Origin of the sequence: Leifsonia sp. 2MCAF36 (genome assembly GCF_052115525.1) — a bacterium.
Lineage (GTDB): Bacteria > Actinomycetota > Actinomycetes > Actinomycetales > Microbacteriaceae > Leifsonia.
Genome location: NZ_JBFRGV010000004.1, coordinates 111869 through 126417, shown reverse-complemented (window position 1 = coordinate 126417; position 14549 = coordinate 111869). Strand labels below are relative to the sequence as shown.

Sequence of the window (14549 nt, the reverse complement as noted above, 5' to 3'; positions counted from 1 at the left end):
CGCGAAGGGTCAGCCGGCGCCGACGGCGGTCGGCGCGGCCTGGGCCGCCTGCGGGATGAGCTTGCGGACGTCCTCCGCCTGCGCTGACAGCACCACCACATCCACTCGGCGGTTCTGCGCGAGGTCGGCATCCGTCGTTCCCGTGAAGCCGTCGACCGGGCGCGCCGAGCCGAAGCTGACGGCCGCGATCCGCCCCTGCGGGAAGCCGTTCGCCTCGACGAGGTGACGCAGCACGCTGGTCGCGCGCCCGGAGGAGAGCTCCCAGTTGGTGGGGTAGGGGGCGCCCGGCTGGCGCAGGTCGGCGTGTCCCTCGACCGAGACGGAGTAGGGGGTGGGTGCGAGCACCGGGCCGATGTCGTTCAGGACGGCGACGGCGCGCGCGCTCAACTCGGCACGGTTCGAGTCGAAGAAGGTGGAGTTGCCCACCAGCCCGATGGTGAGTCCGCGTTCGTCGATCTTCAGCTCCACCGCATCCTGAAGCCCGTCGCGGGTCAGCGCCGCCTGGATCTGGTCCTTCAGGTGCTGCAGGTTCTGCGCCTCCTGCTGGGCCAGCGCGAACTCGGTCGACGTGCCCGACTCGTCCACGTGCTTGGGCGGGACCACGATGCCGGATGCGGTGTCCACCTTCTGCGTCTTCACCTGGCCGAAGCCGGTCGCCAGCGAGTCCTTCAGCTGCTCGAACTTCTTCGCATCCACCGTCGACATCGCGAACAGCACGATGAACATGCACATGAGCACGGTGACCATGTCCATGTAGGAGGCCATCCAGCGCTCCTCGTTCTCGTGCTCCTCGGGCTCCTCGTGCTTCTTGCGACGGCGGGCGGACATGTCAGGCGGCTTCCTCGACGGGATCCTTCGCGCCGCGGGCCGCCCTGGCGCTCTTCGCTGCCGGCTTCTCGGCGTCGCCGTCCGGCACCATTGCGCGCAGGCGCTCGCCGAGGAGGCGCGGCTGGCTGCCGGACTGCACGGCCAGCACGCCCTCCATCAGCAGCGTCATCCGTTCGACGTCCAGCTCGGACAGCCGGCGCAGGCGGGCGCCGAGCGGCAGCCACAGGAAGTTTGCGGAGAGCAGACCCCAGAGGGTGGCCACGAAGGCGCTGGCGATCAGCGGCCCGAGCTCGCCCGGCGTCGCGAGGTTCTCCAGAACATGCGTGAGTGAGACGACCGTGCCGATGATGCCGATCGTGGGCGCGTAGCCGCCCATCGCGCTGAAGAACTTCGCCGCGACGCGGTCCTTCTTGGACCGGGTGGCGATCTCGTCCTCCAGCAGCACCCGCAGCTCGTCGCCGTCCGTGCCGTCGGCGATGTTCTGCAGGGCGCGCTTCAGGAACGGGTCCTCGACGCCCTCCGCCTCCTGCTCCATGGCGAGCAGCCCGTTGGCGCGCGCCTTCTCGGCCAGCCCGACCACCTGGTCGATCACCTGCTGCGGTGGCTCGACCTTGCCGCGGAGCGCGCGGGGGAGCGCCTTCACCGCCACCACGGAGTCCCTGACCGTGCCGCTCGCGATGGCGACCGCGATGGTGGCCCCGAAGACCAGCACCATCGGGGCCGGGAGAAGCAAGGCACTCAGCTGCGCGCCCTCCATCGTCACCATCGCGACGACGGCGCCGAACGCGAGGACGATGCCGATGATCGTTGCCGGGTCCATTACTTCTTCCTTGCTCGGAGGGGGACGGCGCGGGCCTCGGGGTGAGCCACCGCCGCTTCGTCGTCTTCCAGGCCGGTCAGCGCCACGAGTCCGCGCTGGGGCGCGGGCACGGGGCGCGGGCCGGCGGCGGGGAGGTCGTGGGCGAGGGCGATCACGCGCGCCCGGTACGCGGCGATCTTCTCGATCACCTCGTTGATGGACTCGGTGATGATGAACTTCGCCCCATCGACCATGACGAGTGTGGTGTCCGGACTGGCGTGGATGCGCTCGATCAGGTCGGGATTGACCGCAAACTGGGTGTCGTTCAGTCGGGTGACGACGATCATGGGCGCGAATCCTGGTCTCGGCTCCGGGTGAGCCGTCACCAGTGCACTATCGGCCCGGGCCGGTCGGTCGTTAGGGGGACCGCGGGTTCCCGACGGGCCGCTAACGCGAGCGGCGCACCGGCCGATAGTCCCTTTCGTGACGACTCTGCAGGCCCCGGCGCCGGATGCGCCCGAGGCGCCGGTCTACGACTTCCGGAGGCCGACGACGCTCGCGCGCGAGCATTCGCGTGTGCTCGAGCTGGCGTTCGAGACGTTCGCCCGGCAGTGGGGCACCCAGCTCACCGCGAAGGTCCGCGTGCTCAGCCAGGTGGAGTGCGACTACGTCCAGATGCAGACGTACGACGAGTATGCGGCGTCGCTGCCCGCCACGACCGCCATGGTGTTGTGCGAGCTGGAGCACGTCGCGCCGAAGGCCGTCATCCAGTTCCCGACCGTGGCCGCGCTGTCCTGGGTGAACGCGATGCTCGGCGGTCAGGGCACCCCGGTGGATCACGAGCGCACCTTCACGCAGATCGAGCACGCGCTGGTCCGCCGGCTGATGGACGACGCGTTGGAGGACCTCCGCTACTCGCTCGGCTCGCTGCTGGTGACGTCGATCGCGGTGGACGCCATCCAGTACAACTCGCAGTTCGCCCAGGCGGCGGCGACCTCGGAGCTGATGATCGTCGCCGGGTTCGAGCTGCGGGTCGGGGAGAACACCGCGCGGGCCACCGTTGCGCTTCCGGCCGTCACTCTGCTCCCTCAGCTCGGCGAGACCAACCCCACCCACAGCACCGACAACGCACGCGAACTCATCGACGCGCAGCTCGCCCAGGTCCCGGTGGAGGTTGCGCTGCGGCTCACCCCCGCCTCCGTCCGTCCGAGCGTGGTGCTGGGACTGGCGGTCGGCGACCTGCTCCCGCTGCCGCATCCGCAGCACCGACCCTTCGACCTCACCGTCGGCGGACACACCGTCGCCTCGGCCGGCCTCGGCTCAAGCGGCTCCCGTCTCGCCTGCGTGGTCATCAACACAGAGGACTGAACTATGAGCATGACCAGCACCGCGAACGCCTCCGGGCTCTCCCTCGGCCAGGCGCAGGCTGCCGCCGACGCACTCGCCCGGGTCCTGCCGACCGGCGCGCCGCTCACCCCGTTGCTGACGAACGGGTCGGATGTGCGGGCCGGCGTGGAAGCCGTCGTCGCGACGTTCGTCGGCGCCGTCTCGGCCGACTTCGCCGTCGTGCTGCTGGAGGCGCCGCGGCTGGTGGACGAGGGGGCGGACGGCTCGCCGGTCGTCGCGCTTCAGGATGTGCTGCAGCCGGCCCTCGAGGCGGCCAGCGACACGCTCGGCGCCGGTGTGCTGGATGACGCCCGGGCGGAGGATGCCGCGGAACTCTTCGCGGACCCGGCGACCACGGTTTTCGCGCTGTCCGGTCCCGCGGGCGTCGCCGGGTGGTTTGCGGTGCGCGGGCGCGCATCCATCGCCGAACGTTCCGGCGGGGGCGCGCTGGGCGGCAAGCTGGCTCGCATCAGCAATGTCGAGATGGCGCTCACGGTCGAGATCGGCCGCACGCGGATGGCCGTCCGCGACATCCTCGGCATGGAGCCCGGCGCCGTCATCGAGCTGGACCGGTCGGCCGGATCACCCGCCGACGTGCTCCTCAACGGCCGGCTCATCGCCCACGGCGAGATCGTGGTCGTCGACCAGGACTACGCGGTGCGGATCACCAAAATCCTGGACACCGCAGAAGACCTCGACTGACCTGGCGCTACCGCCCCCGCATCCGCCGCCGCACATTTGTGCCAAATCGTGCGGCGCCTCAGCGGCACTGAGCGGCGACGGCGATCTGAGCGTCCGAGGGACGCCCGTACGCCTCGATCCCAGAGCCTCCGACGTCGAACCCCATCGAGATGGCCCAGGCGGTCGCCCACATCTCGTCATTGCTCTGGAAGGTCGGCCCCTCGAACAGCGGCTTGCACTGGGGGCGGACCACCTGCGCATGACCGACCTCGTGGGTGACCAAGGCCTTCGCGTCGACGTCGCCGTCCGTCCAACCCTCCTGAAGGGTGAAGTTCAGGTCGATGGTCGCCCAGCCGCCGTCGTCGTCATGGTACTGGGTCGTGCCCGAGTACCAGCCGTCGCCGAGACCGCTGACTTCCTTGTGCCACTCGAAGTCGAGCGTGACCCCGTGCGCGATCGAGCGGGCGTAGTCCTCGATCTGGGCGCGCACGGGATAGGCCGGGTCCTGTTTCGCGGCCTCACCCGCGCTCTCCGCGGCGTTCACCCCGTCGATCGTCGACATGATCTGCAGCAGCCCGGAGCCGCCGAACTGCGACGACATCACGCCCGCTTTGCCGTCGTCGATCGCGTGCCGGAGCTCGATCTTGCTCGCGTAGGTGGCGGACGTATCCGCGGTCAGCACCTGTTCGCCGTGGGCGGCGAGCTCCGTGTACACCGTGCTGGCGGCCTGCGTGATCGCCTTCTGCGCCGTCTCGAGCGCCCGGAGGTCGGCCGCCCGCGCCTTGCTGACCGCCTGCTCCTGCCGGGCCAGCTGCTCCGCCCGCTGCACGTGCTGGAGGACCGTCCACGGCAGGAGGTCCGCCCCTACCGGCGCCACGCGGGGCGGATCGAAGGCCGCATGCGTGAGGCCCTTGCTCTTGGCCTGCAGGGCAGCGTGTGCGTCGACGAGTGCTTTCTCGGCCGCCTCGGACAGGTAGTCCGGGCGATTGTGCTCGGTGAACGCGTCCAGTGACGTGATCGAAGCGCGTGCTTTGTCGATCGCCTCGCCGCGCTGATCGCTCACGTCGGACAGGGACCGGGATGCGGTGGCCAGCTGTCGGTCCGCTGTCGTGGCGGCGTCGGCGGCGAGAGCACGCCAGCCCCAGCCCGCGCCGATCCCGGCGCCCGTTGCCAGCACGACGAACGCCGTAATCGTCACCCAGAGTCGCCACGTCCGCTTCCGCGTATCGCTCACCGCTCGTCCCCTATCGGTCCCGCACGCCGGTCACGACCGCAGAGCGGTCGCATACGTCGGCGCGAACCGATCCTATAGATAAGAGGCGTGCAACCAGAGCAACCGGATGCGTCGGTCAGCCGAGCGGAGTCCAGCCCGGCGGGAGCGGTCCGTCGAGGCCCGCGCGTTCCGCATCCTGGGCCGCGGACCAGCCCTGAGCAGCGGCCGCCGCGTCGAAGCCACCGCGTGCGAACCGGAACCCGACGTCCTCGTGCTGCGTGCGCGGCGGACCGCCACGGCGCACCGACGCCCGTACGCTCCAGGCGTCGTCGGCGAAGCCGCCTCCCCGGAACACCCGGTAGTCCCGGTAGCGTCCGGGGTCGAGCAGATCCCAGCACCACTCCCACACGTTGCCGAGCGTGTCGAACACGCCGTCGAGGTTGGGGAGGCGTAGGCCGGCGTCGGCGGGCGCGGACAACCCGTCGGCGCTCGTCCAGGCCACCTCGTGCAGTGGACCGTAGTGCGGTGCGGCGGAGCCGGCACGGCAGGCGAACTCCCACTCGGCTTCGGTGGGGAGGCGGTAGCCGTCCGCATCCACGTGCCAGGTGACGTCTTCACCGTCGAACGTGTACGCGGGGTCGAGGCCCTCCCACTCCTCCGTCACGGCGAAGACGCCGAGTTCGAAGCCCGGTCGACGAGGTGCTCGTAGTTGCACCTCGGAACAGCGTGTTGGCCGCAACTGCGAGCACCTCACCGTCTCGACCTAACGGGGAGCGCCCGACGGCCGATAGTGCGCACCGTGGAGACCCTGTTCATCGCCCTGCGCGTGCTCGTCGTGCTGGGCGTGATCGTGACGCTGCTGTGGTTCGTCCAGCGCCGCGTGACGAAGGGTCGCAGCTCCGCCCGCCGGCGTCGCGGCAACGCGGTCACGGTCGTCGGGCGGCAGGGCATCGGGCCGAAGGCGTCGGTCGTCGTCGTGGATGTGGACGGCAACCGTTTCGTGCTCGGTGTGACCGAGCGTCAGGTGTCCGTGCTCCACACCGCCGACCGTCCGCAGGATGCGGACGTCACGCCCCTGAAACCCGTCCGCGAGGCGCAGGCCGCGACCGGCACCACCGACAGAAGCGGCACCACCACTAGCACCACCTCTAGCACCACCAGGCAGGATGCCGACTTCCTCACGGCGCAGGGACGCGCCTCGCTCTTCGACGAGGCACTCAAAGGCTCGATCCTGTCCCCGGCAACGTGGCGTCAGGCGAGTTCGGCGGTGCGGCCTAGGAAGTGACGGCGCGCGCCGGGCGACTCCCTCGCCTCGCCCTGGCCGGCGTCCTGGTCGCGCTGGTCGCCGTCGCCATCGTGCTGCTCACCGCCAACGCGGCGCACGCCGTCCCCACGCCCGTCCCCACGCCGACCGGCCCGGGTGGACCCGCTGGCTCCGGCGGCACGGGTGGCATCACCCTCGACATCAACGGACCGAACGGCACACCGAACGCGGCCATCCTGACCCTCGTCGGCATCACCGTGCTCTCGGTGGCTCCCGCCCTGCTGCTGATGATGTCGTCGTTCACCAAGATCTTCGTGGTGCTGGCGATCACCCGGAACGCTCTCGCGCTGCCGTCCATCCCGCCGAACCAGGTGCTGGCCGGACTGGCACTCTTCCTGAGCCTGTTCATCATGAGCCCGGTGCTGGTCGACATCAACAACTCCGCCGTTCAGCCCTACCTCGCCGGGCACATCGACTTCACGGCCGCCGCGCACGCCGCCGAGGCGCCCCTGCGCGGCTTCATGGCGGCGCACACCCGCGAGGAGGACATCGCGCTGATGACGCGCGCTGCCGGACGCCCGAACCCCGAGCACATCGGTTCGGTCCCGCTGCTCACGCTGATCCCGGCCTTCATGATCTCCGAGCTGCGGGCCGCGTTCATCATCGGCTTCGTCATCTTCGTGCCGTTCCTGGTCATCGACATGGTCGTCTCGGCCGCGCTCATGTCGATGGGCATGATGATGCTTCCGCCGGTGATGATCTCGCTGCCGTTCAAGATCCTGCTGTTCGTCCTGGTCGACGGCTGGGGGCTCGTCATCTCGAGCCTCATCACGAGCTACGGAGGCGGCGGATGAACCCGAGCGCCGTTCTGGACATCGCCATGCAGGGCCTCCTGGTGACGGCGAAGCTGGCAGCCCCGATCGTCATCACGGCGCTCGTCGTCGGCTTCGCGATCTCGCTGGTGCAGTCGATCACCCAGATCCAGGAGGTCACCCTCTCGTTCGTGCCGAAGGCGGCGGCGGTCGCGATCGCGCTGATCATCTGCGGGCAGTGGATGATCGCCGAGCTGGTGTCGTTCACCCACGTGCTGTTCGACAAGATTCCCCAGCTGCTGGGCGGCGGCTGATGAACATCCCTATCGACCTGGCCTCCATCGAGGCGATCGCACTGGCCTCGCTGCGCATGGTCGCGTTCCTGGTGATCGCCCCGCCCTTCTCGTACAACGGCTTCCCGGCCCAGGTGAAGGGGATGCTCGCGATCGGGCTCGCCGTTGCCGTGGCGCCGCGCGCGGGCGCCGGCTACAGCTCGGGTGACACCGGTGCCTTCCTGCTCGACATGGTCCGCGAGCTGGCCGTCGGGGCCACGCTCGGGTTCCTGGTCTTCCTGGTCTTCTCGGCCATCCAGTCGGCGGGCAGCCTGATCGACCTGTTCGGCGGTTTCCAGTTGGCCCAGGCGTTCGACCCGCAGGCGATGATCAACGGAGCGCAGTTCACCCGGATGTTCCAGCTGACCGCGCTGGCGCTGCTGTTCGCTTCGGGCGGCTACCAGCTCATCATCGGGGGCCTGGTGCGTTCGTTCGACGCCATCCCGCTCGCCGGCGGGCTGAACATGGCGGACCCGGCGAAGGAGATGGTCAACGGCGTCACCCAGATGTTCCTCGCGGCCCTCCAGATCGCCGGTCCGCTGATCGTCGTGCTGTTCCTGGCCGACGTCGGCCTGGGGCTGCTCACCCGCGTCGCGCCCGCGCTCAACGCCTTCTCGCTCGGTTTCCCGCTGAAGATCATGCTGACCGTCGTGCTGTCGGCCATCGTCTTCGTCGCGCTGCCCGGCGTCGTCTCCGGCCTCACCGACACGGCGGTCAAGACCATGCTGGGGGTGGCCCGGTGAGCGACGCGCAGGAACGCACCGAGAAGGCGACCGACAAGCGGATGAAGGAGGCGCGCTCCAAGGGCCGCCTCAGCAAGTCCACGGACCTGACCGCGTGGGTCGGTGTCGGCGCCGCAGCGGTGATGCTGCCGTTCACGCTGCAGACCGGGACGACCGCCGCCATCGACCAGCTGTTCTCCGTCCGCTCGGTGATCGAGAGCCCCGATCCGGCCAGGGCCGTCGCGGCCCTGGGCGCCGGGCTCGGCAGCATCATGGCGACCATCGGTCCGCTGCTGACCGTCGGGGCGCTCGCCGTGGTGGGCGCCGCGGCGGTACAGGGCGGCATCCACTTCAAGAAGCTCCAGGGCAAGTACGAGCAGTTCAACGTGGTGCAGGGCCTCGGCCGGGTGTTCGGGATGCGCGCCCTCTGGGAGGGCGCGAAGACCCTGCTGAAGTCGGCGGTGGTCGCCATCGGGCTGTTCCTCGTCGTGCAGGGGCTGATGCCGGTGCTGCTCGGCTCCGGGTCCATGCCGCTCGCCTCCCTGCTGTCCGCGGCGTCCGGCGGCACGGCCGGGCTTCTCCAGGCGGCCGTCGGCGCCGGTCTCGTCCTCGCCGGGCTGGACGTGCTCGTGGTGATGCGCCGCAACCGCAAGCACACGCGCATGAGCAAGCAGGAAGTCCGCGACGAGAACAAGAACAGCGAAGGCGACCCGCTTGTGCGCTCGCAGCGGCGCTCCCGTCAGCTGGCGATGAGCCGCAACCGCATGATCGCGGCGATCGGAGGGGCGGATGTGGTGCTCGTGAACCCGACGCACATCGCCGTCGCCGTGAAGTACGAGCCGGGCAGATCCGCCCCCCGCATCGTGGCCAAAGGCGCGGGAGAGATCGCGCTGCGCATCCGCGAGAAGGCCGAGGAGGAGCGCGTGCCCATCGTCAAGGACATCCCGCTCGCCCGGGCGCTGCACGCGGGCTGCCAGGTCGGCGACGAGATCCCCGTCGAGCTGTACAACGCGGTCGCCCGCGTCCTCGCCTTCGTCATGTCGCTGAAGCAGCGCGGCTCGGCGTCCGGAATCCACACGATGCGACCCCAACTGCAGGGAGGGCTGTCATGAAGCCGAACAAGGGACTCGCCGCGAAGGTGGCCGTGCCGATCGGCGTGGTCGGCATCATCATGCTGCTGGTCGTGCCGGTGCCGTCGTGGCTGCTCGACCTGCTCATCATCGTCAACATCATGCTGGCGCTGGTGGTGCTGCTCACCACGATGTTCGTCAAGAAGCCGCTCGACTTCTCCGTCTTCCCGTCACTGCTGCTCGTCGCGACGCTGTTCCGGCTGGGGCTCAATGTGGCCTCCACCCGCCTGGTGCTGGGCGACGGGTTCGCCGGGCAGGTCATCCAGGCCTTCGGGCATGTGGCGGTCGGCGGGTCGATCATCATCGGGGCGGTGGTGTTCCTCATCCTCGTCGTCATCCAGTTCATCGTCGTCACGAAGGGTGCAGAGCGCGTGGCCGAGGTCGGGGCGCGCTTCACCCTCGACGCGATGCCGGGCAAGCAGATGGCGATCGACGCCGACCTGAACGCCGGACTGATCACCGAGGAGCAGGCCCGCGCCAGGCGTGCGGAGGTCTCGGCCGAGGCGGACTTCTACGGCGCGATGGACGGCGCCTCGAAGTTCGTGAAGGGCGACGCGATCGCGGGCATCCTGATCATCATCATCAATGTGGTCGGCGGCATCGCCATCGGCATGGTCCAGCGCGGCATGCAGCTGGGTGACGCGGTCAACTCGTACACGCTGCTGACCATCGGGGACGGGCTGGTCTCGCAGATCCCCGCGCTGCTGATGGCCGTGTCCACCGGCATGATCGTGACCCGGTCGAACGCCGAGTCCGACATGGGCACGACCGCCAGCAACCAGCTCAGCCAGTCGCGGAACGCCCTGATGATCGCCGGATGCGCCGCCATCGTGATGGCCCTGATCCCCGGGATGCCGCCGATCCCCTTCGTGCTGGTCGGGGCGTTCCTGATCTTCGCGTCGCAGCGGATCAAGACGTCGCAGGCCGCCCAGAAGAAGGCGCAGGCGGCGCAGAACGCGGTGGCCACGGCGACGAAGACCGAGACGACCGAAGACCTGATCGAGCAGATGCGGGTGCACGCGCTGGAGATCACCCTTGCGCCCGACCTGGTCGACATCGTCAGTGGAGCATCCGACGACCTCCTCGCCAGGGTCCGTGCCCTGCGGCGCAAGATCGCGCTCGAACTCGGGGTGATCGTGCCGCCGGTGCGGACGCGCGACAGCGCCGAGCTGCCGCCATCGACGTACGTCATCAAGATCGCCGGCGTGGAGGCAGGGCGCGGGCAGGCGCCGTCCGGCCGCGTGCTCGCGCTGGGCGACGCCCTCGACAACCTGCCGGGCACCCCGACGGTGGAGCCGGTGTTCGGCCTGCCGGCGAAGTGGATTCCGTCCGAGATGCGGCACAGCGCCGAACTCGGCGGCGCGACCGTGATCGACCGTGTGTCGGTGCTCATCACGCACCTGTCCTCCATCATCACGGCGAACGCGGGGCGGCTGCTCACCCGGGAGGACGTCCGCCTGCTCACCGAGGGCGTCAAGCAGGTGAACCCGCCGGCGGTGGAGGAGCTCATCCCGGCGCTGCTGTCCCTCGCCGAGGTGCAGCGGGTGCTGCAGGGGTTGCTGGCGGAGCAGGTCCCGATCAACGACCTGCCCCGCATCCTGGAGGCGCTCACGCTGCGCGCCAAGCTGTCGAACGACCCGGAAGGGCTGGTGGAGGCGGCCCGCGCGGCGCTCGGACCGGCGGTCGTCGCCCCGCACATCGACGGCGGGACCTTGCGCGTCATCATGATCGACCCAGGGCTCGAGCAGTCGATGCTGGAGGGTCTGCGTCCGTCCGAATCCGGGATGCAGATCGTGCTCGACCCGGTGCGGCTGGAGGCGGTGCTCGCTTCTCTCCGGGACACGGCCGGCCGGCTGGACGACGCCGGTATCTCGGCGGTGCTGGTGTGCTCGCCAGCGCTGCGACCGGCGATCCGGCGGCTGGTCGCCGGGCAGATCTCGGGGCTGGCCGTGCTGTCGTACCAGGAAGTGACGGCCGTCCAGGCCGCCATCGAGACGGTGGGGGTGGTCCGCGGTGCGGAGTCGATCGCGGCCTGAGTGGGTCGGCGGCGAGGAGGACGTGCTGCCCGCCGTGTCCACCTCGTCGCTCGCGTTCCAGGCGGTGCTCGACGACCTCGTCCGCGCCGTCGACGCCCCCGAGCTCGCCGTCCCCACCCCCGCGCATGCCTCTGCGCCGACTCGTGAGTCGTTGCTCGAATCCGTCGCGAGTGGCGACATGACGTCGCAACTCGACGGCCCCTCCCCGCCCAGCGCCGGGTCCAGCGCCGGGTCCAGCGCCGGGTCCAGTGCGGCGGCGAGGGGTGAGTCGTTGCTCGAATTCGGGGCGAGTGGCGACGTCTTGTCGCGACTCGCGGGGGTCGGGCCGCCGCCTGCGCGGCTCCGCGGCCGCGGCGACCTCACCCTGGTGGTCGGCTTGGGCGACCAGCCGCAGGAGGCCGCTCGCGTGCTCGCCGCCTCCGCCGACGCGGCCGCGGAGGTGCAGCGCATCGCGGACCGCCGCGACGCACTGGCGGCCCGCGCCGACGGCGTCCGCCGCGAGATCCCGCTCGTCGCGGCCTTCGCGCTGGACGGCCCCTGCGCCGTCCCGGCGGTCGCAGCGGAGCTGGCGGGCATCGCGCCCGATCAGGTGTGGGTGGCCGTCGACGTCACGCGCAAGCACGATGACACCGAGGAGTGGGTGCGGGCCGTGGATGCGGTGCTCGCGGTGGACGCGGTGGTCGCGACCGGCGCATCCCTCACCGCCTCGCCGGAGTCCGTCCACCGGCTCGGGCTGCCCGTGCTGTGGCTGGACGCACCACCCGGCGGATAGGCTGGGGCGATGCTGGTATTGACGCGCAAGGCGGGGGAGCGGGTGCTCATCGGCGACGACATCGTCGTGACGATCCTCGACGCGCGCGGCGACGGCGTCCGGATCGGCATCGATGCGCCGCGCGGTATCCGCATCCAGCGCGACGAGGTGGTCAAGGCCGTCACCGAGGCCAACCAGGAGGCCACAGAGCGCGCCGCCGGCACGGAGGACGCTGAGGCGCTCATCAAGAAGTCGCTCGGTCTCTGAGCCGGCTCTCGGCAAGGGCCGATACTTTACGTATGTGAACGATCTGAGCCTCGACCCCGCTCGCACCGCTCTGCTGATCATGGATGTGCAGCAGGGCATCCTCGCCCGGCACCCGGACGGGGATGCGTTCGTCGCCGGACTGGTCGGCGCCCGCGCCGCCGCCCGCGCTGCGGGCCTGACCGTCGGCTACGTCCGCGTCGCCCTCACCGCGGAGGAGGCCGAGCGCATCCCGCCGACCTCCCGCTTCGCCGGCTCGGCCGCGCGCCTCGACGCCGACGGTCCGGCAACGCAGTTCGACGAGCGCCTGACGGCCGACCTGGGCGAGATCGTCGTCCGCAAGCAGCGGGTCGGCGCCTTCAGCACCACCGACCTCGGAGCCCGGCTGGACCAGCGCGGGATCGACACCCTCGTCCTCACCGGCATCGCCACCGCGGGCGTCGTCCTCTCCACGATCCGTGACGCGGCCGACCGCGACTACCGGCTCGTGGTGCTCGAGGACGGCTGCTGGGACTCCGACGCCGAGGTGCACCGCGTCCTGACCGAGAAGGTCTTTCCGCGCAGCGGCGCGACGGTCGCGACGATCGACGAGTTCATCGCGTCGCTGGTGTGACGGTGGGTCGGGTGTGACCCGTCCGCGTCCGAACCGCACGCATTCAGCCCCGCGTCCACCGATCGGCGGACACGGATGACAGCCGCACGCCGGTGCCGCGGGCTGCGGCCGTCCGCCAGGCTGTGGGTATGAAGTCGTCCAACCTGGCCCTGAGCGGCCTCATCCTCGCCGTTTCGATGACGACCATCGACCAGACGATCGTCGCTCTGTCCGCGCCGAGCATCCAGCAGAACCTCGGCCTCTCGCACGATGGGATGCAGTGGGCGGTCAACGTCTACCTGCTCACCACCGCCGCGTTCTTCCTGCTCGGCGGCCGCGTCGCCGACGTCATCGGCCACAAGCCCATGGCGCTGGTCGGCATCGCGGGCTTCGGCCTCACCTCGCTGCTGTGCGGGCTCGCGCCCACCGGTGACCTCGCCGAGCCGTGGCTGGTCGCGGCCCGCGCGTTGCAGGGGGTCAGCGGCGCGATCATGTTCCCCGCTGCCATCGGCATCGTGGTGGAGGGCTTCGCCCGCGAGAGCCGCGGCCGCGCGATGGCGATCTTCTTCGCTATCACCGGTGCGATGACGGCCATTGGCCCGATCGCCGGGGGCTATCTCACGATCTGGACCTGGCGGGCCATCTTCTGGGTCAACGTGCCGATCGCGGTCGCGGCGTTCCTCATCGTCCTGTTCGCCGCGAGGCCCTCGAAGCGCCGCCACGAGCGCATCGACTGGCTCGGCGCGGCCGTGGTGGCGGCCGGGATGGGCCTGGTCGTCTTCGGTCTGCAGCAGGCGAGCCCGTGGGGATGGGGCAGCCCGGCGGTCATCGCATCCCTCGTCGTCGGCGCAGGCCTTCTGGTGGTCTTCGTCATGCTGCAGCGTCGTTCCCGTCAGCCGCTGATCCGCATCGCCGCCTTCCGTGACCGCGGATTCACCCTGTCCACCCTGGCGACCCTGTTCGCATCGATCGCGTTCATCAGCATGTTCTTCTTCCTGAGCGTCTACGGGCAGGTATCGCTGCAATTGTCGGCGGCCGAGACCGGGCTGCTGTTCCTGAAGTTCTTCATCGGTTTCGTCGTCGCCAGCCGGATCGGATCCGTGCGCTTCGACAAGCACGGAGCGCGGACGGTCGTGCTGTTCGGCGGCGTCATCGGGGCGGTCGGCTTCGGCTGGCTCGCGAGCACGGCGACCGACCTGTCCATTCACGCCGATGCGTTCTTCAACCCGCAGACGTGGCCCATCGTCGTCGCCGGCGCAGGCATCGGGCTCATGTTCAGCCCGGTCTCGACCGACGCCGTCAACCGCGCGATCGGCGCCAGCTACGGCGAGGTGAGCGCCATCTCGCAGACTATGAAGAACTTTGGCGGCGCCCTCGGCCTGGCGGTGTTCACCACGATCGTCACGTCGCGCCTGACCGACCTGCTCACGGACTCGTTCGCGAAGTTCGGGGGCTCGGCCGCGGATGCGCAGGGCGCGGTGGACCGCATCAGCGGCGCTTCCGGCAGTGGCAGCGGGCTGTCCGCCCTCCCGACGGCGATCCAGGAGCAGATCATGCACGCGGTCCGCGCCGACTACGCCGGCGCTGTGCAGTGGGCCTTCTGGGGCATGGCCGCGGCGATGGCGATCGTCGCGGTGGTCGGCGTCTTCTACCCGGCCGGCCGCACGTCGCTCCCCGAGCGCGATGAGCCGACCACCGGGGCGACCGCCGAACCGACCACCGACCCCGCTACAGTCTGA

Annotated in this window: 17 protein-coding genes; 12 read left to right on the top strand and 5 right to left on the bottom strand. The window is 70.2% G+C overall.

From position 1 onward, the window contains the following. Nucleotides 1-9: 9 nt before the first annotated feature. From AB4079_RS07865 to AB4079_RS07855, 3 genes are read right to left on the bottom strand one after another with little or no spacing between them, the layout of a single operon-like run. Nucleotides 10-828, bottom strand: coding sequence for a flagellar motor protein MotB (locus AB4079_RS07865; RefSeq protein ID WP_441786735.1), 819 nt, complete (start codon nt 826-828; stop codon nt 10-12). A gap of 1 nt (nt 829) precedes the next feature. After that, the gene (locus AB4079_RS07860; RefSeq protein ID WP_441786734.1) at nt 830-1648 is read right to left on the bottom strand and encodes a motility protein A; all 819 of its coding nucleotides are present in this window, start codon (nt 1646-1648) and stop codon (nt 830-832) included. Then, nucleotides 1648-1974: a flagellar FlbD family protein gene (locus AB4079_RS07855; RefSeq protein WP_441786733.1), complete on the bottom strand. Its 327-nt coding sequence runs from the start codon at nt 1972-1974 to the stop codon at nt 1648-1650. The genes AB4079_RS07860 and AB4079_RS07855 overlap by 1 nt, the downstream gene beginning before the upstream one ends. A gap of 136 nt (nt 1975-2110) precedes the next feature. Between AB4079_RS07855 and AB4079_RS07850 the strand changes: the two genes are divergently transcribed. Both AB4079_RS07850 and fliN read left to right on the top strand, forming a co-directional pair. Then, nucleotides 2111-2995 carry a flagellar motor switch protein FliM gene (locus tag AB4079_RS07850; RefSeq protein ID WP_441786732.1) on the top strand — a complete coding sequence of 295 codons (885 nt, stop codon included), beginning with the start codon at nt 2111-2113 and terminating at the stop codon, nt 2993-2995. A gap of 9 nt (nt 2996-3004) precedes the next feature. Then, the gene (gene fliN, locus AB4079_RS07845; protein ID WP_441786923.1) at nt 3005-3715 is read left to right on the top strand and encodes a flagellar motor switch protein FliN; all 711 of its coding nucleotides are present in this window, start codon (nt 3005-3007) and stop codon (nt 3713-3715) included. A gap of 58 nt (nt 3716-3773) precedes the next feature. Here fliN and AB4079_RS07840 read toward each other — a convergent pair whose 3' ends face one another. Then, entirely contained in the window at nt 3774-4928 is a 1155-nt protein-coding gene (locus AB4079_RS07840; RefSeq protein ID WP_441786731.1) for a hypothetical protein, read from the bottom strand. A 115-nt stretch (nt 4929-5043) separates the two neighbouring features. After that, nucleotides 5044-5622, bottom strand: coding sequence for a formylglycine-generating enzyme family protein (locus AB4079_RS07835; RefSeq protein WP_441786730.1), 579 nt, complete (start codon nt 5620-5622; stop codon nt 5044-5046). Nucleotides 5623-5706: 84 nt separating this feature from the next. On the opposite strand from AB4079_RS07835, the gene fliO reads away from it, so the two are divergent. The 10 genes from fliO (at nt 5707) to AB4079_RS07785 (ending at nt 14549) form a co-directional block, all read left to right on the top strand. Continuing rightward, nucleotides 5707-6192 (top strand): flagellar biosynthetic protein FliO, encoded by a 486-nt coding sequence (gene fliO / locus AB4079_RS07830; RefSeq protein WP_441786729.1) that lies wholly within the window; start codon nt 5707-5709, stop codon nt 6190-6192. Beyond that, nucleotides 6189-7025 (top strand): flagellar type III secretion system pore protein FliP, encoded by an 837-nt coding sequence (gene fliP, locus AB4079_RS07825; RefSeq protein WP_441786728.1) that lies wholly within the window; start codon nt 6189-6191, stop codon nt 7023-7025. Before fliO ends, fliP begins: the two co-directional genes overlap by 4 nt. After that, complete coding sequence (gene fliQ / locus AB4079_RS07820; RefSeq protein ID WP_441786727.1) at nt 7022-7297, top strand: flagellar biosynthesis protein FliQ; 276 nt, start codon at nt 7022-7024, stop codon at nt 7295-7297. The genes fliP and fliQ overlap by 4 nt, the downstream gene beginning before the upstream one ends. Continuing rightward, nucleotides 7297-8058: a flagellar biosynthetic protein FliR gene (locus AB4079_RS07815; RefSeq protein ID WP_441786726.1), complete on the top strand. Its 762-nt coding sequence runs from the start codon at nt 7297-7299 to the stop codon at nt 8056-8058. Before fliQ ends, AB4079_RS07815 begins: the two co-directional genes overlap by 1 nt. After that, complete coding sequence (locus AB4079_RS07810; protein WP_441786725.1) at nt 8055-9149, top strand: EscU/YscU/HrcU family type III secretion system export apparatus switch protein; 1095 nt, start codon at nt 8055-8057, stop codon at nt 9147-9149. Before AB4079_RS07815 ends, AB4079_RS07810 begins: the two co-directional genes overlap by 4 nt. After that, nucleotides 9146-11203 carry a flagellar biosynthesis protein FlhA gene (gene flhA / locus AB4079_RS07805; protein ID WP_441786724.1) on the top strand — a complete coding sequence of 686 codons (2058 nt, stop codon included), beginning with the start codon at nt 9146-9148 and terminating at the stop codon, nt 11201-11203. The genes AB4079_RS07810 and flhA overlap by 4 nt, the downstream gene beginning before the upstream one ends. Further along, nucleotides 11181-11975 carry a hypothetical protein gene (locus AB4079_RS07800; protein ID WP_441786723.1) on the top strand — a complete coding sequence of 265 codons (795 nt, stop codon included), beginning with the start codon at nt 11181-11183 and terminating at the stop codon, nt 11973-11975. The genes flhA and AB4079_RS07800 overlap by 23 nt, the downstream gene beginning before the upstream one ends. A 9-nt stretch (nt 11976-11984) precedes the next feature. Next, on the top strand, nt 11985-12221 hold the full coding sequence (gene csrA / locus AB4079_RS07795; protein ID WP_410783516.1) for a carbon storage regulator CsrA: 237 nt from the start codon (nt 11985-11987) through the stop codon (nt 12219-12221). Nucleotides 12222-12255: 34 nt separating this feature from the next. Further along, the gene (locus AB4079_RS07790; RefSeq protein WP_441786722.1) at nt 12256-12831 is read left to right on the top strand and encodes a cysteine hydrolase family protein; all 576 of its coding nucleotides are present in this window, start codon (nt 12256-12258) and stop codon (nt 12829-12831) included. A gap of 128 nt (nt 12832-12959) precedes the next feature. Further along, on the top strand, nt 12960-14549 hold the full coding sequence (locus AB4079_RS07785) for an MFS transporter (protein ID WP_441786721.1): 1590 nt from the start codon (nt 12960-12962) through the stop codon (nt 14547-14549).

Excerpts from the sequence above, each read along its gene's own strand:
- csrA (WP_410783516.1), top strand. The coding sequence starts at position 11,985 with ATGCTGGTATTGACGCGCAAGGCGGGGGAGCGGGTGCTCATCGGCGAC.
- AB4079_RS07865 (WP_441786735.1), bottom strand. The coding sequence starts at position 828 with ATGTCCGCCCGCCGTCGCAAGAAGCACGAGGAGCCCGAGGAGCACGAG.
- AB4079_RS07815 (WP_441786726.1), top strand. The coding sequence starts at position 7,297 with ATGAACATCCCTATCGACCTGGCCTCCATCGAGGCGATCGCACTGGCC.
- fliN (WP_441786923.1), top strand. The coding sequence starts at position 3,005 with ATGACCAGCACCGCGAACGCCTCCGGGCTCTCCCTCGGCCAGGCGCAG.
- AB4079_RS07855 (WP_441786733.1), bottom strand. The coding sequence starts at position 1,974 with ATGATCGTCGTCACCCGACTGAACGACACCCAGTTTGCGGTCAATCCC.
- AB4079_RS07860 (WP_441786734.1), bottom strand. The coding sequence starts at position 1,648 with ATGGACCCGGCAACGATCATCGGCATCGTCCTCGCGTTCGGCGCCGTC.
- fliQ (WP_441786727.1), top strand. The coding sequence starts at position 7,022 with ATGAACCCGAGCGCCGTTCTGGACATCGCCATGCAGGGCCTCCTGGTG.
- flhA (WP_441786724.1), top strand. The coding sequence starts at position 9,146 with ATGAAGCCGAACAAGGGACTCGCCGCGAAGGTGGCCGTGCCGATCGGC.
- AB4079_RS07785 (WP_441786721.1), top strand. The coding sequence starts at position 12,960 with ATGAAGTCGTCCAACCTGGCCCTGAGCGGCCTCATCCTCGCCGTTTCG.